Consider the following 22437-nt stretch of genomic DNA (forward strand, 5'->3'; position numbering starts at 1 on the left):
AAGGGTTTGGGTAAAGACAGCAGCACCCAAATTAATCCACAGGTTTCTAATCCTACCATTAGAAACCCGTGGATTCAATCTATGAGTTTAGCGCAGCTAGTCTTCAAAGTGCTTGACGATCGCCTCGGCGAACTCTGAGCACTTCAGCGGTGGGTTGACCGGCGGCTCCATCATTCGGGCCAGGTCGTAGGTGACCTCGCGGGAGGCGATCGCCGCCCCCATACCTTTTTTGATCAAATCCGCCGCCTCTTGCCAGCCCATGTACTCCAGCATCATCACGCCGGAGAGAATGACGGAGCCGGGGTTGATGCGGTCTAGCCCCGCGTGCTTAGGAGCGGTGCCGTGGGTGGCCTCAAAGATGGCGCAGGTGTCGCCAATGTTGGCCCCTGGCCCCATGCCCAACCCGCCGACGATCGCCGCCGCTGCGTCCGACAAATAATCGCCATTCAGGTTCATGGTGGCGAGAATGGAGTACTCGTCGGGTCGGGTCTGGATCTGCTGGAAGATGCTGTCGGCGATGCGATCGTTCACCATGATTTTGTCTTTCCACTGGCCGTTGCCGTGGGTGTCCCAAATGGCGGCGAGAATGCTCTCGACTTCGGCATGAATGGCCGCTTTTTTCTCGGGGGTCAGCGCATCGTAGCCGGGCTCAATCTGGCGTGCATTCTCTTCGGTGGAGATATCCGGATTGGCTTCTTTATTGCCCAAAATCCAAGATTCGCGCTCGGTGACACAGTCGGCGCGAAATTCTGAGGTAGCCAGCTCGTAGCCCCAGTCACGGAAGGCCCCTTCGGTGTATTTCATGATGTTGCCCTTGTGCACCAGGGTGACCTGCTGCTTGTCTTTGGGCAGGCGCAGGGCGTGCTTCATAGCGCGGCGCACCAGGCGCTGGCTGCCGGTTTTGCTGATCGGCTTGATGCCGATGCCTGCATCGAGGGGAATCTGTTTTTTGCCGTGCTCGGGCGTGGCCGGAATCAGCTCGGTGTTGAGGTATTTGATCAGCTGGTCGCAGATCGGGTCGCCCTGCTTCCACTCGATGCCCAGGTAGATGTCCTCGGTGTTTTCTCTATAGATAATGACGTCGAGCTTTTCGGGGCTGCGGTGGGGGGAGGGGGTGCCAGGGTAGTACTTGCAGGGGCGCACGCAGGCGTAAAGATCGTTGATCTGCCGCAGGGCCACATTGAGGGAGCGGATGCCGCCGCCCACGGGGGTGGTCAGCGGCCCTTTGATCGCCACGCCAAATTCTTCGATCGCCTTGAGGGTGTCGTCGGGCAGGTACTGGTAGGTGCCGTACTGTTCGCAGGCTTCGTCACCGGCATAGACCCGAAACCAGACAATCTCGCGCTTGCCGCCGTAGGCTGCCGCCACCGCCGCATCAAATACCCGCTGGGCCGCAGGCCAAATGTCTACCCCCGTTCCATCGCCGCGAATGTAGGGAATTATAGGCATGTCTGGCACCACCGGCTCGCCATCTTTAAAGGTGATGCGTTCGCCCACGGTCGGGGGGGTGATCCGTTCGTACATCGCAAATTGCCCGATTAACGACAAAACATCCCATAGTCTAATGCGCTTTAACCGACATTTTTGCTCGTTTAGCAACGATTTAAGTTTGGGTCTGCTCTCAGACTGGACAGCCCCTGGGCTACCCTAGGTGGCCTGCCAAAGTCAGAGGCCAACCTAACGACTCTGGCCTGCCCCTGCGATCGCCCCTCTCGATTAAGTCTGTCTCCTTAGGCCCGTCTCTGCGCCCCTAAATACCCTCTCATCCTGCGTACTTTAAAGATCTGGATCTATGAGCACTGTCCTAATCGTTGATGATGATGCTGTTTTGCAGATGGCCCTGACTCGGCGTCTGCAAAGTCAGGGCTTTGAGGTGATGAATGCGACCTCGGGCGAAGAGGCATTGGCTCTAATTAAGGCCAGCCCGGCTGATGTGGTGGTCTCAGATGTCATGATGCCCGGTATGACGGGGTTTGAGTTTTGCCACCAGCTGCGATCGCAGCCCGAGGGTGAGATAGTACCGTTCATCTTTCTCTCTAGTCTGGGAGAAGTTACCAACCGGGTGCAGGGCCATTTGATCGGCGCTGACGACTACCTGGTCAAGCCCTTCTCAGCCCAGGAGCTAATTGCCAAGGTGAAAGGGGCGATCGCGCGATCGCAACGCCTCCACAGCGCCATGACGCGCCAGATCGAGCAAACCGCCCAGCCATCCCCCCTTCCCCTGTCGCCAGCCGAAGAGCGCGTCTTTTGGGAAGTGGTGCAGGGCTTTACCAACAAGCAGATCGGCGAACACCTGTTTCTCAGCCCCCGCACGGTGCAGACCCACCTCAGCAACATGCTGACCAAGCTAAAACTAGAAAATCGCTCTCAGATCGTGCGTTTCGCCTTTGAGCAAGGCTATCGGCTGCCGGCGGAGTCTGAGAAGTGAGGGTGGTGAGGATGGTGAGAAAGCACTTTCTCACCATCCTCACCACCCCTTCACCCCGCTACCCAAGACGTTCTATCATTGGGAATGGGCTCTCTCATGCGGTAGCTATGGTTTCGGACGGCGACACATTGGTGAATTTGCGATCGCAGCTGCAGGGCGATGCGCTCAAGAAGCAGCTTTCGGCAGTGCATGAGCTGTTGGCCCTGGGGCAAGAGGGGATCGAGGTCTTGACCAGCACCCTAGCCGATCGCAAAGACGAGCTGGCGGCGGTGCTAGACGGCAAAATTTTTCAGGTGCTCTACGCCACCCAGCAGGATAGCCTGCGAGAGTTTTTGGCCCAGCACTGGCCCCAGGGGCGGCTGGACACACCCTCGGAGTTGGGGGTTGACTACGAACCCCTGCAAAAGCTGCTGATTCAGCAAGACTTTGAAGAGGCTGACCGGCTGACGCTGGCCAAGCTGTGTGAGCTGGCGGGGCCAACGGCGGTAAAGCGCAAGTGGGTTTACTTCACTGAGGTAGAGCAGTTTCCGGTGGTCGATTTGCAGACCCTTGACCAGCTGTGGCAGATCTACTCAGAGGGCAAGTTTGGCTTCTCGGTGCAGCGGCGCATCTGGCTCAGCCTGGGCCAAAATTGGGATAAGCTCTGGCCCCGCATTGCCTGGAAGGACGAGAATATCTGGACCCGCTACCCCGGCGGCTTTATCTGGGACTTGAGCGCCCCCGATGGCCATCTGCCCCTGTCAAACCAGCTGCGTGGCGTGCGCATGATGGCGGCGTTGCTCAACCACCCGGCCTGGAGCCAGGAGGGCTAAAGGTGGCCAAGCAGCGGGCTAAGGCTGACCTGCCGACAAAGGTGTGTCCGGTGTGTCAGCGCCCCTTTACCTGGCGCAAAAAATGGGCCGACTGCTGGGATGAGGTGAAGTATTGCAGCGATCGCTGCCGCCGCCGTCGTTAGAATCTGGTCTGACGGTGCGATCGCCCCCGCTACAGTTCTCCGGCGATCGACCCTTTAAGATTAAGGGGCGTGCGTAAGGACAACCACTATGACCCAGGCTTTACCCAAGGTGATCATCCACGGCGGGGCCGGTAGCTCCCACGGCCATAAGGATCGGCTGATGACGCTGCGGGCAGACCTGCACAGCATTGTCAAGCAGGTCTACACCAAAGCCGAAGCCGGGGCCAGCGCCCGCGACTGCGTGGTGATGGGGTGCCAGCTGATGGAAGATTCGCCTCACTTTAATGCGGGCTATGGGTCGGTGCTGCAATCTGACGGCCAGGTGCGCATGAGTGCGGGGCTGATGGATGGCCATGCCCAGCGGTTTAGCGGCATTATCAACGTGTCGCGGGTGCGGCACCCGATCGATCTGGCGGCCTACCTGCAACCCGCCCCCGATCGCGTACTGTCTGACTTGGGCGCGGCTGAACTGGCGCGCGAGATGCGCCTGCCGCCCTTTGACCCGGTGACCGACCTGCGACTGCAAGAATGGCTGCGGGAGCGGGCCAACAACTTTCAGAGCGCTATGGCCGGGGTGGTGGCCGAGACGGTAGACGCCCCTGAGGATGTTGAAAGTCGGCGCGGCACCATTGGGGTGGTAGTGCTGGATCTGGAGGGGCATCTGGCGGCGGGCACCTCGACCGGGGGCAAGGGGCTAGAGCGCCTGGGCCGAGTGAGTGACTCGGCCACCGTGGCGGGTAACTATGCCAATGCCTTTGCGGCGGTGAGCTGTACGGGCATTGGCGAAGACATTATCGACGAGTGTCTGGCGGCCCGCATTGTGGTGCGGGTGAGCGATGGCATGGATATTTTGGCGGCGTTTGAAAAATCGTTTGGGGAAGCAGCGGCCAATGGGCGCGACTTTGGTGCGATCGCCCTTAGCCACCGGGGCCAAATCGCCTGGGGTAAAACCAGCGACGTGCTGCTAGCGGCCTACCATACGGGTGATGCCGTGGGTGATACCCTAGAGCTAAACTCAGGTACATTAACCGGAGTGGTGTAAGCCCCATGACTGACCCCAACTCGCCCAAGCGCAACCCCTCGGCCTCTGAGAAAAACGTGCTCAACATCGACGTGCCGACGCTGATGGTAATTTTGACCGCCCTGATTTTGCTGCCCCTGCTGGCGACGGGTTTTATTTCCCAATAGCTCATTTCAGTCATTTCGCAGTGGTTTCAGGCCCAGGGCAGAGAGTCTTGGGATTTGATCAACTCGCTATTGCGCTGACATATTGCACATTTCAAACAAAATCCTGCTTGGCTACCCCCGCTTGGTAGGGGCGTAGCATGCCAAGCCCCTACCAAGCGCCTACGAGGTTCCTGATTATGAATCGGGGCTGATCAAAGCGGATTTCGTATCAGCCATCTATAGCGAATCGCTATCGGCCCAAAATGCCGTGAACCCGCAGCAGGTCTGCCAGGGTGAGGCAGTAAGGCTCCATGCCAAAGCTGGCGGGGTTGACCGCCCCGGCGTAGACAAAGTGGCGATAGCGTATACAGAAATAGTCCCAGGGGGCCATCTGCACCCGAAACACCTTAATTAGCACCTCGGCCAGCCACAGGGACAGGGGAATGCGAAACCAGATGCGTTGGCCAAAGTAGCTGCTGATCTGCTCGACGGCCTGGTTGACCGTCAGGGGCGGGTTGCCCAGCACATACTCGCGATAGCCGCCGGTGGTGGGATGCTCGACGAGGTAGTTGACCACCGTGGCAATGTCTTGGGCATGGGCAAAGTGAAACCCGGCATCGGCCTGAAAAAACCGCACTAGACCTACCCAGCGGGTGACATCTTTGAGCCCAGCGGAGATAAACGAGTAGGGTTTGTCTTTGTCGCCCCCAAACACCAGGGTGGGAAACACCGTGGTGATTTTGTTGTAGATCGGCAGATTGGGCAGCCGCTGGTGGCATTCGTACTTGCTGCGAATGTAGTCGGTACCCAGTCGGCCCGCCTCGGGTAGGGGGTTGCTCTGCCGGTTCAAAATGCTGGCGGTGGAGAAATAGATCACCTGCTGGCAGCGCTGGGGGTCGAGGTGGGCCATCACGGCCAGGTTGGCGTCAATGTTGATGGCGTCGACGTAGGCGGGGTCGCCCCCCCAGGCGGCAGCGGTCAAAATGGCAATATCCATCGAGGCTAGAAGGTCGGCGAAGGGGGCGATGTTTTCTAGCCCCCCGTGCAGAATGTGCACCCTGGGATGGTCTTGCACCGGCAGCTGCAGCTTTTCGGGATGGCGCAGCAGTAAGAACAGCTCGTAGCGATCGCTCCCTAGCAGCAGTTCAAGAATATAGTGACCGATGCAGCCGCTGGCCCCGGTCATAAATACGCGCAGCGGTTCGGGGCGGGAGGGGGTGGAATGCACAGCGTCCAAAGCACACACAGGTCGAAGATCTATAGACAGACAGTTTAGACGGTTTTGGGAATAGGAAGGAAATGGCGGTCGTCTAGACGCCATAACTCTGCACTAGGGCCACTGTTGCGCTTGTTAAAGAGCCAATAAATCTACGCAGATCTACCCGGTTTTTTCAGAGAAATTGCGTAGATGGCTGAGAGACCTACTGGTGAGTGTTGAGTTTCTATGGCTATCTGGATGCCCCCTTCCCGCCACCGCCTCAGACGTTTGGGTACCTCTGACCCAACCGGGTTTACTCTGATCGAGCTGCTGATAGTGGTGGTGGTGATCGGTATCTTAGGGGCGATCGCACTGCCAAGCTTCTTAAGTCAGACCGCCAAAGCCAAACAGGCCGGAGCCCTCAAATACATCGGCGTGATCAACCGATCGCAGCAGATGTATTTTTTAGAGCACAACCTCTTTGCCCCCTCCTCGGTAGCGCTGGGTTTTGACCCAGGCAGTGCTCCGACCGGCTATACCTACAACATCGATAGCAACCAGGGCATTATGACCAGTGCCCAGGCCACTCCCACCAGTCCGGCTTTGCGCGGCTATGCTGGGGTGGCGTTTACCAATATGGATGCTGGGGGCGTGGCCAGGGTCGATACTCTCATCTGTCAGGGCACCCCAGCCGCCGTGCCAGCGCCCACCCTGGTAGAGACCGGCGGTGAGAAACAGGTGGCCAACTGCAACACCCTATAGTTTTGGGCTCTAGACGACGGGATGGGAGTGCTCTAGGCATTGGGGACGCCTTGCTCCATGTAACAAACCCCACGCGGTACTGTGGCTGAGGCCCAGGGGCAGCGCTAGAGTAAAGGTTGATCTTTCTGTCGCTGCCACCGTGGGACTCGCCCAGCCAACACCGCCAACCGCCGCTGAGATTCAGGGGCTGTTTAACCGCATTGCCCCGGTCTACGATCGCCTCAATGAGCGGCTCAGCTTTGGCCTGCACCGGGTGTGGAAGCAGATGGCTATCGGCTGGAGCGGGGTTGCTCCCGGCCACACGGCTCTAGATGTGTGCTGCGGCAGTGGCGACCTGGCCCTGATGCTGGCGCGATCGGTGGGGGCTACGGGTACCGTCTACGGGGTCGACTTTTCTTCTGAGCTGCTGGCGGTGGCGGCAGAGCGCTGGGCGCGGCGATCGCCCCTGGTGCCGCCCGCCACCCTGCAATGGATTCAGGGCGATGCCCTGGCTCTGCCCATCGAGACCGCCAGCATTGACGCCGCCACCATGGGCTACGGCCTGCGCAACCTCACCGACATTCCCCAGGGGCTGGCAGAGCTGCGGCGGGTGCTTAAGCCCGGTGCCAGGGCAGCCATTCTCGACTTTCACCGGCCCCAGGGGGGGTTAGCCGGGCAGTTGCAGCGGTGGTACTTAGAGGCGCTGGTGGTGCCCACCGCCCGAGAGATGGGGCTCACCGACGAGTATGCCTACATTGGCCCCAGCGTCGATCGCTTTCCCACCGGGCCTGAGCAGGTGGCCCTGGCTCGTCAGGCGGGGTTTGAGCGGGCGGTTCACTACCCCATTGCCGGAGGGCTGATGGGGGTGTTGGTCGTGGGCCGTGGCCATGATTGGATCTGATCTGTGGCTGCTATTGGCCCCGCCGGTGGTGGGCGGTGTGATTGGCTATTTCACCAACGATATCGCCATCAAGATGCTGTTTCGCCCCTACCGGGCGATTTATTTGGGCAAGCGGCGGCTGCCCTTTACCCCAGGGCTAATACCCAGCAACCAGGAGCGGCTGGCCCAGCGCATCTCTGACACGATTATGGGGTCGCTGCTCACCCCCGAAGAGCTGCAAAACCTGGCCCGCCGTCTGCTGCAAACCGATCGCACCCAGGCGGCGATCAAGTGGCTGTTGCAGTTAGCCCTCGACCAGGTGCAGAGCCGCGCCCAGGAGCGCACCGCTAAGATTGCCGGGGCCATTTTGCAAGACCTGTTTGGCAAGTCGCTGCCGCGCCTGATTCGGGTGTGGGCGCGGCGTGACGATTTTCTCGAACCGCAGCTCAACCAGCTGTTTGATCAGGTGCTGGTCGACTTTAAGCTCACCCCTGACCAGGCCGACCAGATCGCCACCTGGCTGCTGAGCGGGGTGTTTCCGCCCGATCGGGTCAGGCAGCTGGTGATTGACTTTCTTACCGATCGCAACATTCAGGTGATCGACACCATCTTTCGCGAGCGCACCAGCGGCACCTACTGGGTGGTGGCCAACCTGTTTGGTGTGCGCAATGCTCTCGGTCGCCTGCGGGCCTTTTGCCTCGACGAGCGGGAGGTGACCAACGCCCGCATTGGGGAGCTGATCGTGGCGCTGCAGCTTAAGAAACGGCTCCAGGATTCACTCCAGCGGGTGTCGCTGCAAAATCTGCCGGTCTCGACGGTGCGCCAGGTGCGCCGCAACCTGCGAGAGGCGGTGCAGGGCTATATTCAAACCCTGGGGCCTGATTTTGTGCGCGGTCTCGGAGCCTCGGTCAACTGGGAAACCCTGGCCACCCAGCTGCTCAACCGGCTGCAAAATTCGGCGGTGATCACCCAATCTCTCGACCCGGTGAGCGAAGAGCTGGCGCTGATTTTAGAACGCTACCTGGAGCGCGATCTGGAGTCGCTGGTGGCGCAGATTATCCCCATTCTCAATATTGATCAGGTGATTATCGACCGGGTGCGGGGCACCTCAGCGAAGGATCTGGAGCTGGCAATCCAGGGGATTGTGCGCAGCGAACTCCAGGCGATTGTCAATCTGGGGGGCATTTTGGGCTTTGCCATCGGTCTGCTCCAGGCGGTGTTTTTCTACCTCCAGCGATCGGGTCTCTCTTAGGGGGCCGGGGCGGTGGCCAGGGTTGCTGGCGCGATCGCCTGGCCGAGATTTTTGAGCACGTCGAGAAAGGCGTAGATGGCGGGGGTGTGCATGGCTTCGGCCAGCACCGCTGCCCCCACCACCCGCACCAGGGGCACCGGCAGCCCATACACCTGCACCGAAGCCGGAATGGGCTCCGCCGCCAGGCGGGGGAGCACGGTGGCACCCAAACCCTGGGCCACCAGATTGACGATGGTGGTGTCGGTCTCGACCTCAGAGACCACGTTGAGCTGGTAACCGTAGGACTGAATATGGTCGTAGACCTCGCGCATCATGATGCGATCGGCGGGGGGCATGATCAGCGGGTGCTGGGCCAGGTCGGCCCAGGTCAACTCGGCCCCAGCCGGCTTAAACTCTGGGGGAAACAGCGCTACGTAGGCGTTTTCTAGAATTTCCCAGGTGTCGAACTCGTCGCCAGCGGGCAGCAGGGTGAGACCAATGTCGGCGCGGCCCTCCCGCAGGGCTTTCTCTACCTGGAGGTAGTTGTCGTGCTCGCTGAGGTTGACGGCGATGTCGGGGTGGTGGTGCTTAAACTGGGCGATCGCATCGGGCAGCAGGTGAATGGCAATGCTGCGGAAGGAGGCGATGCGCACCTGGCCTCCCTGGAGCCCCCGAGCTAGGTCGGCCTCGCGGGCGATCGCCTCGGTCTGCTGCAAAATAGTGCGGGCATGGCTGACAATGCGATCGCCCACCGGGGTCAGCCGCGCCCCGTGTCGCCCCCGCGAAAACAACACCACCCCCAGATGGTCTTCTAGAGCCGAGATGCTGTGGCTCACCGCCGACTGCGACATGTCGAGGTAGAGAGCCGCCTCGCTAAAGGTCTCTTGGTCGGCCACAGCCACCAAAATGCGGAGCTGAGACAGCTTCATCTGGTTTTGATGGTTGTCTTTCATCGGTGTCTGCGTCAGCCCAAAACATCCTAGGAGCCTACCGCAGACCCAAACTGCAAACCGCTCATAGACGACATCAGAATCTTAGGCCGATGCGGGAACAAAAATACCGAAGACGTTTGTCGTCTGCCCAGGGCGCAGGCTCTGCGCCCCGACACGGGGAGATCTTCTTGCTCAGAGACGCTTTACTCAAAACGTCCGGTGGCCCAGGTCAACAGGTCGTAGCCCGTGGGGCGATGCACCACCAGCCCCATCGCTCCGCCTGGGGTCGCGGCGGTCAGAGCGACTAGGGTTTGGGCGGTCAGCAGGTCGCTATAGAGAATGGCATTGTTGGCCGTAAGAATGACGGTTTTGGGAGCATCGCCAGCGACCGGTATGCCAGCCCTTTTTAAGTCGGCTAGGGCGATCGCATCCCAGGTCAAGACCTGCTCTAGCTGGCCGTCACCGTTCAGGTCGAGGCTGTGCTGGCGAGGGGGCGCGGCCAGCTCCGAAGAAGATGCTGCACTGGCCAGATAGGGCCGGAGGGCGGCGGCGATCGCCCCAGCAGTCGGGGTATGGCTCTGGCTGCGATCGAGCCACACCAGAGCACCAGCGGAATAGACCAGCGGTGGCAGCACCGAGGCGGTGGCGGCGGGGCCGGTGGCCAGCAAAGTGGGGATGCCATTGGCTAGGGTGACCCCCCGCAGGGTGAGGGGGGCAGAGATGCCCGTGGTGGGGCTGACCCAGTGCAGAATTTGGGGCCATGGCCGAGCCGTCGGCTCTAGGGCTAGCCATACTGACGCCAGCTCTGCGTCGGGGGGCAGGGTGAAAGAGCCTGGCTGCCAGCCCTGGGATTGTTGCCTGGCCCGCAGCTCTACGGCATACCACTGGCCCAGCGCTGGGTCGAAAGACTGCCCTGGGGCGGCATAGCCCCCCTCGGGCGTGGGAATGGCAGTGGCCTGGCCTACGATCGCCTGCACCGGCTCTAGGGCCAGGGCTGATGCGGCGCTAGCTGAAGTAGCCGCCTGAGCATCGGTGGCCCCCGAAGCAGAACCTGAAACCTGAGCGACAGCCCCAGAGGAGAGAATCTGCGCCAACCGCTGGCGAGCGGCGGCAGACACCGACTGCCGATCGAGCCAGTCTTGGGTGGCCCCCTCTGACCGGCTGGGCTGGCTCTGCTGGGCCTTGAGGGCTAGGCCACCCCACACGTAGACGGCGGGTGTCGGGTCAGGCTGGCCCGCTGCGGTGCTAATGCGGTTCCACATGCGGCCGCGATCGCTACCCAGCCGATGCAGCAGCGCTGGAATAAGGTCTGGAGTTGATTCCAAGCGCAGCAGGGCATCTTCCCAACGCCCATCGATGAGCTGGGCCAAAATCTGCTGGGTGGGAGCCGACCAGTCTTGGTCAGCCTGGCGGCGGGTGATGGCGGCGTGGCGATCGCTCAGGCGCAGCTGGGCCTCGGCGGCAGGGTTCCAGACCCCAGGCTGGGCGGTTTTGAACTTGGCCAATTGGGCCTGGGCTGACCCCCACAGCCCCCCCCTGGCCAACCGCAAGGCCTGCTGGTAGGCCCCAGCCTGGCCCGCAGCATCTACCGGCACCTGCACCCACGATACTGGCCGTAGGCGCGGCGGTGCCCCAGCCAACACCTGCCAGCCGCGCAGCGCTGGCTCTAGGCCCAGGGTTTCATCCACAACCAGATCGGGCGGGCCGTCGCCATCGAGATCGGCCCACTGGGGCAGCTGATTGGCTGGGCTGCTCCAGGATGCTAGCGGCGTTAGGCGCTGGGCCTCGGGGTCAAAATGTAGGAGCTGCCCGTAGCGCAGGGTCAACCCCTGCTGTTGCCAGGTGCCCTCCAGAGTCAGCCAGAGGCCGTTGGCATCTGTCGGGGGCGGCGGCAGCGGCACCACTCGCATCAGCGCAAAGCTGGGGGGTACCGCCGTCGGCCCCTGGGAGCTGCGGAGCAGGGGGGCTAGTACCGTATCTTGAGCCAGGGGATCGATCGGCAGCGATGCGATCGCCCTCAGCTCTCCCTGCTGCGCCTGAAACACCGTGAGGGAGACAATGCTCTCCGATTCCAGTACCGGCAACAGCAGCACCTCATGGCCTGCGACGTCGAGGTCACCCAGCCGCAGCGGTTCGCCGAGCCGCTGGCTCCCCTCCAGGCTCTGTTGCAGCTCCTCTAGGGTGGTCGCTGGGGGCAGGGCCGTTTGGGGCGATCGCTGCCACTGAGCCAACGCCTGGGGCCATTTCTCTAGGGTGGCTGCCGGGTCAAGCATCAGCCGCAGACCCAGACGAAAGCTCAACCCCAGCAGCGCCACCCCGCCAGCCAGGCCACCCACCGCCAGCAAAACCCCCAACCAGCGCCAAAGCCGTGACGGTCTAGCCCTCACCCACACCTGCACCGGCCCAGCGGTGCCTGGGCGGCGGGCCAAAGACCGTTCAGTGGGCTGTCCAGCAGGACTTCCTGAAGGGCGTATAGAAGAACGAACAGACATAGGCGGAGTCACCGCACCAGTTTTATCTGCAACTCTATCTCACGATTCCAACTTGCGCTCCCCAGGCCTGCATCCCTCAGCTCAATCTTTGAGAAAGCCTGACTCTCCTGCTCGAAAACCCATAGCTGCAGGCCCATTAGTTACGTCATCCCATAGAGACGCAAAGCGTTCTAACCTGCCAACACGTCAACCTGCCAACGCGCCAACCCCCTCCGCCAAACTCTCCCCAGCGATCGATCTCCAGCCTGCCCCCTCAAACCCATCCCCCCCTCACCGTAGAATTAAGCTTGACCCCTTCGCCCTAGCTCCCCAATGCCCACCGACTACCTCGAACGCATTCTCACCGCCAGGGTCTACGATGTGGCCCAGGAAACCCCCCTGGAGGAGGCCCCTAACCTGTCGGCGCGGCTGCACAACCGGCTGCTGCTGAAGCGCGAAGATATGCAGTCGGTGTTCTCCTTTAAATTGCGGGGAGCCTACAACAAAATGGCCCACCTGTCGGCCGAGCAGCTGGCCGCTGGGGTGGTGGCGTCGTCGGCGGGCAACCACGCCCAGGGGGTGGCCCTGGGGGCCAAGCAGCTGGGCACCCGCGCCATCATCGTCATGCCCACCACCACCCCGGCGATGAAGGTGAATGCGGTGCGGGCCAGGGGCGGCGAAGTGGTGCTCTACGGCGAAACCTACGACGACGCCTACGCCCACGCCTGCCAACTGGCCGAGGAAAAGGGCCTGACCTTTGTCCATCCCTTCGACGACCCGGATGTAATTGCGGGCCAGGGCACCATCGGCATGGAGATTTTGCGGCAGCATCCCCGGCCTATTCACGCCATTTTTGTGGCGATCGGCGGGGGCGGGCTGATTGCGGGCATCGCCGCCTACGTCAAGCGGTTGCGCCCTGAGATCAAGATCATCGGCGTGGAGCCGATCGAGGCCGATGCTATGGCCCAGTCTCTCAAAGCGGGGGAGCGGATGCGCCTCAGCCAGGTGGGCCTGTTTGCCGATGGGGTGGCCGTGCGCCAGGTGGGCGAAGAGACCTTTCGCCTCTGCCAGCAGTATGTGGACGAGGTGATCTTGGTCAGCACGGACGACATCTGCGCGGCGATTAAAGATGTGTTTGAAGACACGCGATCGATTTTAGAACCGGCGGGGGCGCTGGCGATCGCCGGAGCCAAAGCCTACGTCGAGCGTGAAGGCATCGCTGACCAAACCCTGGTGGCCGTCGCCTGCGGGGCCAACATGAATTTCGATCGCCTCCGGTTTGTGGCCGAGCGGGCCGAGATCGGCGAACACCGCGAGGCCATCTTTGCCGTCACCATTCCTGAAACGCCGGGCAGCCTCAAGTCATTCTGCGAATGCATCGGCACTCGCAACCTGACCGAGTTTAACTACCGCATTGCCGACAACCACGAAGCCCACATCTTCGTTGGCCTAGAGGTGCAGGGCCGCGCCGACGCCCAAAAGATGGCCCGGCTGTTTGAGTCGGAGGGCCTCAAAACCCTCGATCTCACCGATGACGAACTCTCGAAAATGCACCTGCGCCACATGGTCGGCGGCAAGTCGCCCCTGGCCCATGACGAGCTGCTCTACCGGTTTGAGTTTCCCGAGCGCCCTGGCGCGCTGATGAAATTTGTCAGCGCCATGAGCCCCGACTGGAACATCAGCCTGTTCCACTACCGCAACAACGGCTCCGACTATGGCCGCATTGTCACCGGCATTCAGGTGCCGCCCGACGAAATGCCCCAGTGGCAGGCCTTTCTCGACGGCCTCGGCTACCAGTATTGGGACGAAAACCAAAACCCCGCCTACAAGCTGTTTTTGGGCTGAGGCTGCTAGTTCCAGTCGGATGGTATTCGGTCTTTAGGAGAATTTGGGCGGTTCGCAAATGCCACAATAGCGGTAGGAGGTGTTGCCATGGTGCAGACATTACCGATTGAGCAGTTGACCTTGTATGACCTGGAGCAGCACTTTGGGCTTCAGGAGGTCACCGATACTCTTTCAGGAGCGGCTTCGCCAACGCACGTTTTTCTCAGAATGGCAGGGCGATTTGTCTGCGCTGAGCCCAGCGGAACTGGAGCAGTTGGCGCGGGTAGAGGCGGCCTATGCCAATCTGGAACGGCGATCGCTGCTCGAAAATACCGTCAAGCTGGCGGTGGTGGCCCCCCTGCTCGACTTAGCTGGGCTGGTTTTGCCGCTGTTCTACGTCACGATCGCTATGGGCTTAGCCCCCATAGCACGTTGAGCACAGTCATAACCCTGGCCCAATCTTGGGCCGCAAGATGCCCCAAACAGCGGCTAACCGTACTTTTCTCTAGGGTCGCTAGCTTGTGTAGCCGGACGACTGAAGGCAGCAGCAAACCCGCCTCAGCCTGGTTTGTAAGGGCGACATCAAAAGCTGTGGTGTAGGGTTGGCTTGTAATGCGGGCCACCACAATATCTGGGTCGTCTGTATCTAGCAGCACCAGGGCTGGGCGCTGTTTTTGGCGAATGCCATCGGTGAAGGGAAACGCCAGCAAAACCACATCTCCCGGTTGATAGGTGGTCATAGTTACAGCGTGTCGTAGATGGCATCAGCTTCGCTGTAGCCTGCCAAAAACTGCTTAGCCGCCATCGCACGCCACTCGGCTTCTTCCTCGCCTTCGGGCGAGTCTTGAACGAGCACAATGACTCGGACAGCGTGATGCCCTGCCAACTGCGCCAGGGCAGACTCTGGCAATTTGAGCTGCCCATCGGCCATCACTTCCCCCGCAAACTCATAGGCTTTCATCGCTGCTTAATCCCCAAGTATCAATTCAAACAACGACCCACTACTCACCATTCTCTACTTTGGCTAAGTTTTCGCGGCAGCGCACCGTCCAGGGGTGCTCGGCCCCCAGTTTGGGTTCGAGGATGGCGATCGCTTGTTGGTAGAGCGATCGCGCTTCTTCGATGCGACCCTGGGCGGCGCGGAGGGTGGCGAAATCATCGAGGAAACGACCGTTAAAGTGGTGATCTGTGGGTAACGCTGCTTGGGCAATGGCTAACGCTTCTTGGCAAAGTTCTTCGGCGCGATCGTAGTTAGCCGTTTCGCGATAGCATCGGGCCAAGTTATTGAGGCTTACGGCTAAATTAGGATGCTCATTACCCAGAAACTGCCGAAACAGATTTATAGTTTCTATTAACAGAGGTTGGGCTTCGCCATAACGGCCTTGCTGTTGGTAAAGCGCCGCCAGATTATTAAGGCTATAGGCCACATCAGGATGCTCACAGCCCAACAGCCGTTTGCGCATCGCCAGGGCGTCTTGGTAGAGCGGTTGGGCTTCGTCATAACGACCTTGCTGTTGGTAGAGCACCGCCAGATTGTTAAGACTACTAGCCACATCAGGATGCTCATCGCCCAACAGCCGTTTTTTCATTGCCAGGGCATCCTGGTAAAGCGGTTCGGCCTTGCTGTAATGGCCTTGACCTCTGTAGAGTTCTGCCAGATTGTTAAGACTAAGAGCCACAGCGGGATGCTCGTCGCCCAACAGCCGTTTTCTCATTGCCAGGGCATCCTGGTAAAGCAGTTCGGCCTTGCTATAGTGGCCTTGACTATCGTAGAGCACTGCCAGATTGTTGAGGCTACTGGCCACAGCGGGATGCTCGTCGCCCAATAGCCGTTTTCTCATCGCCAAGGCATCCTGGTAGAGGGGCTTGGCCTCGCTGTAGCGGCCTTGATTATCGTAGAGCGCCGCCAAATTATTGAGGCTTTGGGCTACATCGGGATGCTCGTCGCCCAATAGCCGTTTTCTTATTGCCAGGGCATCCTGATAGAGAGCGGCGGCCTCGCTATAGCGGCCTTGATTATCGTAGAGCGCCCCCAGATTGTTAAGGCTCTGGGCTACATCGGGATGCTCGTCGCCAAATAACTGCTTCCTCATTGCCAGGGCATCTTGGCAAAGGGATTCAGCCTCGTTGTAGCGGCCTCGATAATACTCTAGCTGCCCAAGACTATTGAGACTAGAGGCAATGTCTTCATGCTCGTTCCGTAGCAGGCTTTGACGTAATCTTAGTGATTGCCGTAAGAGCGGATCAGCCAGGGTATATTGCCCCCGTTCTATCAGGTAAGCACTCATTACGTGAAATACGTCAGCGGCTCTGGTTGAGGCAATATTGCTCTGCTGGCAATGGCTAGCCAGTTCTTGGACATGGTTCACCAGTGGGGTCAAGGCGAGCCAATCTTGGTAATCAAAACCCTCGTCTTTCTCTGGGGTCAACTGCGCGATCGCCCTAAACAACGGTTCCACCAAGCTCTGGCAGCCGTCATCTCCTAGCTCAGCCCGTATCACCTCCTGCACCAGGCGATGCAGGCTAAAGCTCTGGCTCTCTGGCTCCACTCGAATTAGTGAATAGCTACACAGCGGGTTCAGTAAGTCGTAGAGTTCCAGGGGATCGTCGGCTGCGTCGGCCAGGGCCTTGGTCAGAGGCTCTCCCAGCTCTGCCGCCCCCTGGGTAAACAGGTTAAAGGGAATGCCGTCGGGATGCAGAAAGGCGCAGTAGTTCAGCAGGGCCGCAGCGGCGGGGGCGTCTTTCTGCACCTCCTTTAGGTTTAAGGCCCAGGTGGTAGCTACAGAGTCGGGGTAGTTGCCCAGCTTGGGTTTGGCTTTTTCGAGCCGCTTGAGCCGCTGTTTGCGGTAGCTGTTGAGGTAGTCGGTAAAAGGCACTCGGTTGGTGACGATGTAGGCGGCGGCCTGTTCGAGGGCGAGGGGCAGGTAGCCTAGTTCTGCGGCGAGGTCGGTGGCGGCTTGGAGTTCGGTGGTTGATTCAATTCCCCGCGTTGTGCGAATGCCATAGAGCCTCTGGCTCGGCTGCGCCAACGCCCCTACGGAGTTCATGCGTCCGGTACGGGTTAGGAGAAATGCTACGGCATCTTCTGCGTTCAGCGTCTCTATTGTTACCGGCTGCACAATGCCCAGGTCTTGAAAGTCTTGGGCTCGGGAGGTCACCAGAATATGGCCCTTAATCTCGCGGGGTAAAAACGGCTCCACCAGTTCGGGGCGATCGCCGTTATCGAAAATTAGCAGCCAGCCCTCTTCTCGCCCCAGCCACACCCGCACCGACTGCACGGTTTCATCCTGGTTTTCGGCATCTTTTAGCGGCAGGTTGAGGCGCTGGGCGATCGCAACATAGCCACTGGTCAGCTCCAGCTCCGTATCGGCCCCCACCCAAAACACATAGCGATAGTCGTCGCGATAGCGGTAGGCATATTCCACCGCCGTCTGGGTTTTGCCAATGCCCCCCAGCCCGCTAATTGCCTGGGTCTGCGAAATCGCCGCCGTTTGCCCCTCATTCAGCTGTTGGTACAGCGTCGTCAGCACCTCATCCCGCCCGGTGAAATAAGGATTGCGGCCATAGGGCACGATCCACGGCGGCTCTTCGCCATTGTTTTTACCTTCCTTATCCCCCAAACATCCTGGACAAATCTGCTCCAGCACCTCATTTAGATGCTCTAGCCCGCAGCCCGTTGCCCCTTCCACCCAGCTCAGCAGCGCCGCCACCCGGTTGCCCTGAGCTGCTACACCCTCGGGCACAATTCCCGGTGGTGGGTTGAGGGTAAACCGCAGTTGCTCAAATTGGGGAGCCGGTAAAGCGCTGAGTGTTTGAAACAGCGTCAGCCTGGGGTGGCGCATAGCGGGGGTGGGGCAAATACTGAGCTAATCCTAGCCGAAGATGTTTATGAGAAAGGTCAGTTGGCAACAGACTCAAACTATGGCGCTCAATTTTTTCGTGCTTAACCTAGCCTGTCGCTGCAAAACCTAAGAGGGCAAACCATAGTGAGACCGCCAAAACCTTTCAGCGATCGCTGTTGTCATAACCATGCGCCAGATGTCATCAGATCTTGCTAAATCGCCGTAGTGCAGGGCGGGCAACACCATATAAGATAGCCATGGCCAGATTGCCAGAGCCTCACTATACCTATTGAGGATTTGAGTTGTGGTAAGTTTGGCGGGTCGTCCTGCCCGGACGAGTGTTAAATAGAATCCCCATTATCGGAAAGCAGGAAGTTGCCCATGGGTCGCGCAGAGAAAGTTGTTTTAGCCTATTCCGGTGGTGTTGACACCACTGTGTGCATCCCCTACCTGATGCAGGAGTGGGGCGTCAAAGAGGTGATTACCCTAGCGGCGGATCTGGGCCAGGGCGACGAGCTAGAGCCGATTCGCCTCAAGGCGCTGAAAGCGGGGGTGAAAGAGTCGCTGGTGGCCGACCTGACCGAAGAATTTATTACCGACTACGCTTTTCCGGCCATTCAGGCCAACGCCCTGTATGAAAACCGCTACCCGCTGTCTACCGCTCTGGCCCGCCCGCTGATTGCCAAGGCCCTGGTGGAGGCCGCCGATCGCTACGGGGCCGACGCCGTGGCCCACGGCTGCACCGGCAAGGGCAACGACCAGGTGCGCTTTGATGTGGCGATCGCCGCTCTCAACCCCAGCCTCAAGGTGCTGGCCCCCGCCCGCGAGTGGGGCATGGGTCGCGAAGAAGCCATTGCCTACGGCGAAAAAAACGGCCTCAGCTTTCAGGTGAAAAAGTCTAGCCCCTACAGCATCGATCGCAACCTGCTGGGCCGCAGCATCGAGGCCGGGCCGCTCGAAGACCCCATGACCGAGCCGCTCGAAGAAGTGTTTTTGATGACCGAGGCGATCGAAAACACCCCCAACGAGCCGGAATATGTAGACATCGGCTTTACCAAAGGCCTGCCCACCCATCTCAACGGCCAGGCGCTCAGCCCGGTGGAGTTGATCACGCAGATGAATGCGATCGCTGGTCGCCACGGCGTGGGCCGCATCGACATGATCGAAAACCGCCTGGTGGGCATCAAGTCGCGCGAAATCTACGAAGCCCCGGCCCTGCTGGTGCTGATCGACGCCCACCGCGACCTAGAGAGCCTGACCCTGACGGCAGACGTCACCCAATACAAGCGCGGCATCGAAGAAAGCTACAGCCGCCTGGTCTACAACGGTCTTTGGTACAGCCCCCTCAAGCTGGCCCTCGATGCCTTCATTCAGCAGACCCAGGAGCGGGTGACAGGCACCGTGCGGGTGAAGCTGTTTAAGGGCACCAACCGGGTGGTGGGTCGTCAGTCTGAGCTGGCCCTCTACAGCGACGCCCTCTCCACCTATAGCTCTGACGACCAGTTTGACCACAAGGCCGCCGAGGGCTTTATCTACGTGTGGGGTTTACCCACCCGCGTCTGGTCTGAGAAACTGCGGGGGTAAACGCGCGAAACTAGGGTTCTGGCGGTTTAGCCCCAGACATGGGGGCGATCGGCTTCTCCGACTAGCTAAAGCTGGTCGGAGAACTTGGTCTTGTGGGCGTCATTGCCCTTTGGCAGGTTTGTGGATGCGCAACCAGAGCTGTCTATCGGCCCGGTGCTGCCTACTTGACGGTGATGACGGCAGCAGTTGGCCGGGGCTTTTTTTAGTCAAACGCAGTTGGCATGGTAGGGAGAGTGCATGAGTAGACGAGTGGGGGTAGGGAGCGGCTGCGATCGTCGCTTTCCACCTTTTACCTGCCTGCTTTCCCCGTACAATCAGCACGCAGAATAACGCAAAGAGATATGGGTGACATTTTCATTTTGGTTCTAGTGGGCATCGCGGCTGGGGTGCTCGGCGGCATTCTTGGTATTGGTGGCGGCACGATCATGGTGCCGGTGATGGTGGCCCTGGGGTTGTCGGGGGTCGAGGCGGTGGGTACCAGCACCCTGGCGATCGTGGTGATTTCGCTGGTGGGCAGTCTGCAAAACTGGCGCATGGGCTTTCTAAAGTTCAAAAACTTGCTGCTGCTAGGGCTGCCAGCGGTGGTGACGGCATTTGTAGGCACGCGGCTGGCAACGGCTTTTCCTGAGTACGTTTTGCTGGGGGTGTTTGGCCTGTTTTTGCTGCTAAATATCTACCTGGTCAACCTCAAAAAGCAAATTGTGGCCCAGGCCAAACACCGCGAAGCTCTCGCCCAAGAGGGCGGGGGTGAGCCGTTGGCCCCAGCCCAAGAGATTGACCCGGTGCTGGCCCGCACGGGTATTGGCGGACTGGCGGGGTTTTTGGCGGGGTTGTTTGGGGTGGGCGGTGGCGTGGTCATGGTGCCCCTGCAAATTTTGCTGCTCAAGGAAGATATCAAAACCGCCATTCAGACCAGCCTGGGGGCGATCGTGATTACGGGGCTGTCGGCCTTGACCTGGCACAGTCTGGCGGGCAATGTGCAGGCGCTGACTGGGGTGATTTTGGGTCTGGGGGGTGTGGTGGGGGTGCAAGTAGGCACACGGGTGCTGCCGCGCTTGCCCGATCGCACGGTAACGCTCTTATTTAGCGCCCTGCTGGCCCTGCTCTCGCTGTATTTCTTCTACAAGGCCTGGGGCAGCTACGCAGCTGTGGCCTAGACGGTCAGCCTAGCTTTTGGGCGTCGTCAATCTGCTGGTTAGCCCTGTGGCCCGTGGCATAATACCAGAGATGGCGATGGAGCTCGCCGAAACCGCCTGGCGTTGGCTGACTCGTTGGTAACGCACCAGGCTGATGGCTCCTACTGTTCCGGCTTGTGGCGGAAGGGTAGGGGCCTTAGGGCTTTTAAAACACTTTTGCAACAAGCCACGGTGGTAACCGCCTCAATCTCAGCGTGGCCCGAGAGTAAAAAACAGTGTTAGAAAGCATTCTTTGGATTTTACTGATGGGGTTTTTTGTCGGGCAGATCGCTCGGCGGCTAAAGGCCCCCGCCCTGGTGGGCATGGTGCTGGTGGGCATTTTGCTCGGCCCCCAGGTGGGCAATGTGATCAGCCCAGGGGTGTTAGACGCGGCAGATGGGCTGCGCACCATTGCCGTGATGGTGATTTTGATGAAGGCGGGCCTGGGCCTCGATCGCGAAAAGCTGGCCCAGCAAGGGTCGGTGGCGCTGCGGCTGGGGTTTTTGCCCGCTGCCTGTGAGGCGATCGCCGTTGCCGTTGCGGCCGTGTGGCTATTTCAGTTTGATTTTGCCACGGGGCTGCTGCTGGGCTGTGTTATCGGGGCCGAGTCGCCAGCGGTGATTGTGCCCGCCATGCTGCGGCTCAAAAGCCTGGGCTGGGGGGTTAAAAAAGGCATCCCCGACGCGATTTTGACCGGCAGCGCCCTGTCAGATGTGCTGCTTCTGCTAGGGTTTAGCCTACTGCTGGCGTTTCTCAGCCAGGGGGCGGCTACGGGGTTTGGCCTGCTCACCCTCAGCCCGGTGCAGCTGCTGCCGGTGCAAATCATCGCCCAGATTAGCCTGGGGGTCTTGCTGGGGTGGCTGACGGCGCACCTGCTGGTGTCACTGCTGGCCCGGCAAAACTGGACTCAAAATACCGTGCAAGATGCCCTGGTGGCGGCGGGGGTTGCCCTGTTGCTGGTGGTGGTAGCCGAAGATTTTCCGGTGTTTTCGGGCTATTTGGCGGTGATGGTGACCGGCTTTTTTCTGATCGAGCTAGATGCCCCCCTGGCGCGGCGGCTGCGGAGCGGCTTTGACGGTCTTTGGACGATCGCCCAGATCATTCTCTTCGTGCTGCTGGGGGCGAGCATTCAGCTCAGCGTGCTGGGCGATACGCTGGGGCTGGGACTGCTGGTGCTGGCCATTGGCACCCTGGTGGGGCGATCGCTGGGCTGGTATCTATCTACGGTAGGCAGCAACTGGACTTGGAAAGAACGGCTGTTTTTGCTGCCGGGCAACTCGGCCAAAGCTACGGTACAAGCGGCGATTGGGGCAATTCCCCTGGCCCAGGGCATTGAGGGCGGCGAGATTATTTTGGCCCTGTCGGCCCTGTCGATTTTGGTGACCGCGCCCCTGGGAGCCTGGGCGATTCCCACCTTTGCGCCCCGGCTGCTCGAACGGGGGGAAGTCGACCCCACCAAAGTCACCGTGGCCCGCCAGATTGTCTTGCTGGCGGCAGTAGATACCTCGGCCCTGGCCCGCCCGGTGCTCACCAAAGTTGCCGAACTGGCCCGCCGCAGCGATGGCGATGTGATCGTGCTGCACGTGATCCGGGTCGATGACACCAGCGGGGTAGAGCAGCTGCAAGCGTTGACAAAGCTGCTGCTGGCCGACATTCGCCATCGCTTTTTAACCACCGCTGGCCCAGTGCCCGAAGCCATTGTGCAAACTGCCCAGACCCATGGCGCAGCCGAGATTGTCATGGGTAAGCGGGGGCATCGCCCCCTAGACGAGGTGCTGGTGGGGTCAGTGTCGCAGTCCGTCTTAGAAACCAGCCCCATCCCGATCGTGGTCGTGGAAGACAACGCTGTGGTCGTAGATAAAATCTGAAACACCAGAGGCTTGCGGTGTTTCGTCGGATGGGCTTGCCGCCGACAGCACGCCTGTCGGCGGCATTGTCGCTGGGCACCACGGTTCTATGTTTGAAGAGGTCTAGCGGTAGGCATTTCAGAACAATGCCCTAATTTTCTC

Annotated in this window: 20 protein-coding genes and 1 riboswitch; of the genes, 13 read left to right on the forward strand and 7 right to left on the reverse strand. The window is 60.1% G+C overall.

The features are described from left to right. Positions 1-96 precede the first annotated feature (96 nt). Entirely contained in the window at positions 97-1524 is a 1428-nt protein-coding gene (locus AC0QKW_RS21460) for an NADP-dependent isocitrate dehydrogenase (protein ID WP_473153141.1), read from the reverse strand. A 268-nt stretch (positions 1525-1792) separates the two neighbouring features. Here AC0QKW_RS21460 and AC0QKW_RS21465 point away from each other — a divergent pair, with 268 nt between their 5' ends. The 5 genes from AC0QKW_RS21465 (at position 1793) to AC0QKW_RS21485 (ending at position 4571) form a co-directional block, all read left to right on the forward strand. After that, complete coding sequence (locus tag AC0QKW_RS21465; RefSeq protein ID WP_473153142.1) at positions 1793-2428, forward strand: response regulator transcription factor; 636 nt, start codon at positions 1793-1795, stop codon at positions 2426-2428. A gap of 107 nt (positions 2429-2535) precedes the next feature. Next, on the forward strand, positions 2536-3240 hold the full coding sequence (locus AC0QKW_RS21470) for a GUN4 N-terminal ARM-like repeat domain-containing protein (RefSeq protein WP_473153143.1): 705 nt from the start codon (positions 2536-2538) through the stop codon (positions 3238-3240). Positions 3241-3242: 2 nt separating this feature from the next. After that, positions 3243-3383: a DUF2256 domain-containing protein gene (locus tag AC0QKW_RS21475; protein WP_106868355.1), complete on the forward strand. Its 141-nt coding sequence runs from the start codon at positions 3243-3245 to the stop codon at positions 3381-3383. Between the two features lie 88 nt (positions 3384-3471). After that, complete coding sequence (locus tag AC0QKW_RS21480; protein WP_473153144.1) at positions 3472-4425, forward strand: isoaspartyl peptidase/L-asparaginase; 954 nt, start codon at positions 3472-3474, stop codon at positions 4423-4425. Between the two features lie 5 nt (positions 4426-4430). Continuing rightward, a complete protein-coding gene (locus tag AC0QKW_RS21485; protein ID WP_473153145.1) occupies positions 4431-4571 on the forward strand; it encodes a hypothetical protein in 141 nt (46 codons plus the stop codon). A 229-nt stretch (positions 4572-4800) separates the two neighbouring features. On the opposite strand, the gene AC0QKW_RS21490 is transcribed toward AC0QKW_RS21485, so the two are convergent. Continuing rightward, a complete protein-coding gene (locus AC0QKW_RS21490; RefSeq protein WP_473153146.1) occupies positions 4801-5778 on the reverse strand; it encodes an NAD-dependent epimerase/dehydratase family protein in 978 nt (325 codons plus the stop codon). A 228-nt stretch (positions 5779-6006) separates the two neighbouring features. Between AC0QKW_RS21490 and AC0QKW_RS21495 the strand changes: the two genes are divergently transcribed. The 3 genes from AC0QKW_RS21495 (at position 6007) to AC0QKW_RS21505 (ending at position 8621) form a co-directional block, all read left to right on the forward strand. Continuing rightward, positions 6007-6510, forward strand: a complete 504-nt coding sequence (locus AC0QKW_RS21495; protein WP_473153147.1) for a type IV pilin protein — start codon at positions 6007-6009, stop codon at positions 6508-6510. 139 nt (positions 6511-6649) lie between these two features. Next, the gene (ubiE, locus tag AC0QKW_RS21500; RefSeq protein WP_473153148.1) at positions 6650-7390 is read left to right on the forward strand and encodes a bifunctional demethylmenaquinone methyltransferase/2-methoxy-6-polyprenyl-1,4-benzoquinol methylase UbiE; all 741 of its coding nucleotides are present in this window, start codon (positions 6650-6652) and stop codon (positions 7388-7390) included. Beyond that, entirely contained in the window at positions 7377-8621 is a 1245-nt protein-coding gene (locus AC0QKW_RS21505; protein ID WP_473153149.1) for a DUF445 domain-containing protein, read from the forward strand. Before ubiE ends, AC0QKW_RS21505 begins: the two co-directional genes overlap by 14 nt. Here the strand turns inward: AC0QKW_RS21505 and AC0QKW_RS21510 are convergent. Continuing rightward, positions 8618-9553: a LysR family transcriptional regulator gene (locus AC0QKW_RS21510; RefSeq protein ID WP_473153150.1), complete on the reverse strand. Its 936-nt coding sequence runs from the start codon at positions 9551-9553 to the stop codon at positions 8618-8620. The two genes, AC0QKW_RS21505 and AC0QKW_RS21510, sit on opposite strands and share 4 nt — an antisense overlap. Positions 9554-9735: 182 nt before the next feature. Then, positions 9736-11961, reverse strand: coding sequence for a hypothetical protein (locus AC0QKW_RS21515; protein ID WP_473153151.1), 2226 nt, complete (start codon positions 11959-11961; stop codon positions 9736-9738). A 375-nt stretch (positions 11962-12336) separates the two neighbouring features. Between AC0QKW_RS21515 and ilvA the strand changes: the two genes are divergently transcribed. Then, positions 12337-13848 (forward strand): threonine ammonia-lyase, biosynthetic, encoded by a 1512-nt coding sequence (gene ilvA / locus AC0QKW_RS21520; RefSeq protein WP_473153152.1) that lies wholly within the window; start codon positions 12337-12339, stop codon positions 13846-13848. Positions 13849-13972: 124 nt separating this feature from the next. After that, positions 13973-14263 (forward strand): hypothetical protein, encoded by a 291-nt coding sequence (locus AC0QKW_RS21525; protein ID WP_473153153.1) that lies wholly within the window; start codon positions 13973-13975, stop codon positions 14261-14263. Here the strand turns inward: AC0QKW_RS21525 and AC0QKW_RS21530 are convergent. The 3 genes from AC0QKW_RS21530 to AC0QKW_RS21540 are packed head-to-tail and all read right to left on the reverse strand — an operon-like array spanning position 14235 to position 17669. Continuing rightward, the gene (locus AC0QKW_RS21530; RefSeq protein ID WP_473153154.1) at positions 14235-14567 is read right to left on the reverse strand and encodes a type II toxin-antitoxin system PemK/MazF family toxin; all 333 of its coding nucleotides are present in this window, start codon (positions 14565-14567) and stop codon (positions 14235-14237) included. The genes AC0QKW_RS21525 and AC0QKW_RS21530 overlap by 29 nt on opposite strands. Positions 14568-14569: 2 nt before the next feature. Further along, the gene (locus tag AC0QKW_RS21535) at positions 14570-14788 is read right to left on the reverse strand and encodes a hypothetical protein (protein ID WP_473153155.1); all 219 of its coding nucleotides are present in this window, start codon (positions 14786-14788) and stop codon (positions 14570-14572) included. Positions 14789-14828: 40 nt separating this feature from the next. Further along, entirely contained in the window at positions 14829-17669 is a 2841-nt protein-coding gene (locus AC0QKW_RS21540) for a tetratricopeptide repeat protein (protein ID WP_473153156.1), read from the reverse strand. 381 nt (positions 17670-18050) lie between these two features. Here AC0QKW_RS21540 and AC0QKW_RS21545 point away from each other — a divergent pair, with 381 nt between their 5' ends. From AC0QKW_RS21545 to AC0QKW_RS21555, 3 genes are all read left to right on the forward strand, one after another. Beyond that, positions 18051-19253, forward strand: coding sequence for an argininosuccinate synthase (locus AC0QKW_RS21545; RefSeq protein WP_473153157.1), 1203 nt, complete (start codon positions 18051-18053; stop codon positions 19251-19253). Positions 19254-19594: 341 nt separating this feature from the next. Then, a complete protein-coding gene (locus tag AC0QKW_RS21550; protein WP_473153158.1) occupies positions 19595-20410 on the forward strand; it encodes a sulfite exporter TauE/SafE family protein in 816 nt (271 codons plus the stop codon). Between the two features lie 63 nt (positions 20411-20473). Next, positions 20474-20560: riboswitch (Fluoride riboswitch) on the forward strand. 104 nt (positions 20561-20664) lie between these two features. Continuing rightward, a complete protein-coding gene (locus AC0QKW_RS21555) occupies positions 20665-22296 on the forward strand; it encodes a cation:proton antiporter (RefSeq protein ID WP_473153159.1) in 1632 nt (543 codons plus the stop codon). Positions 22297-22437 lie beyond the last annotated feature (141 nt).

This window comes from Pseudanabaena sp. PCC 9330, from assembly GCF_055795045.1.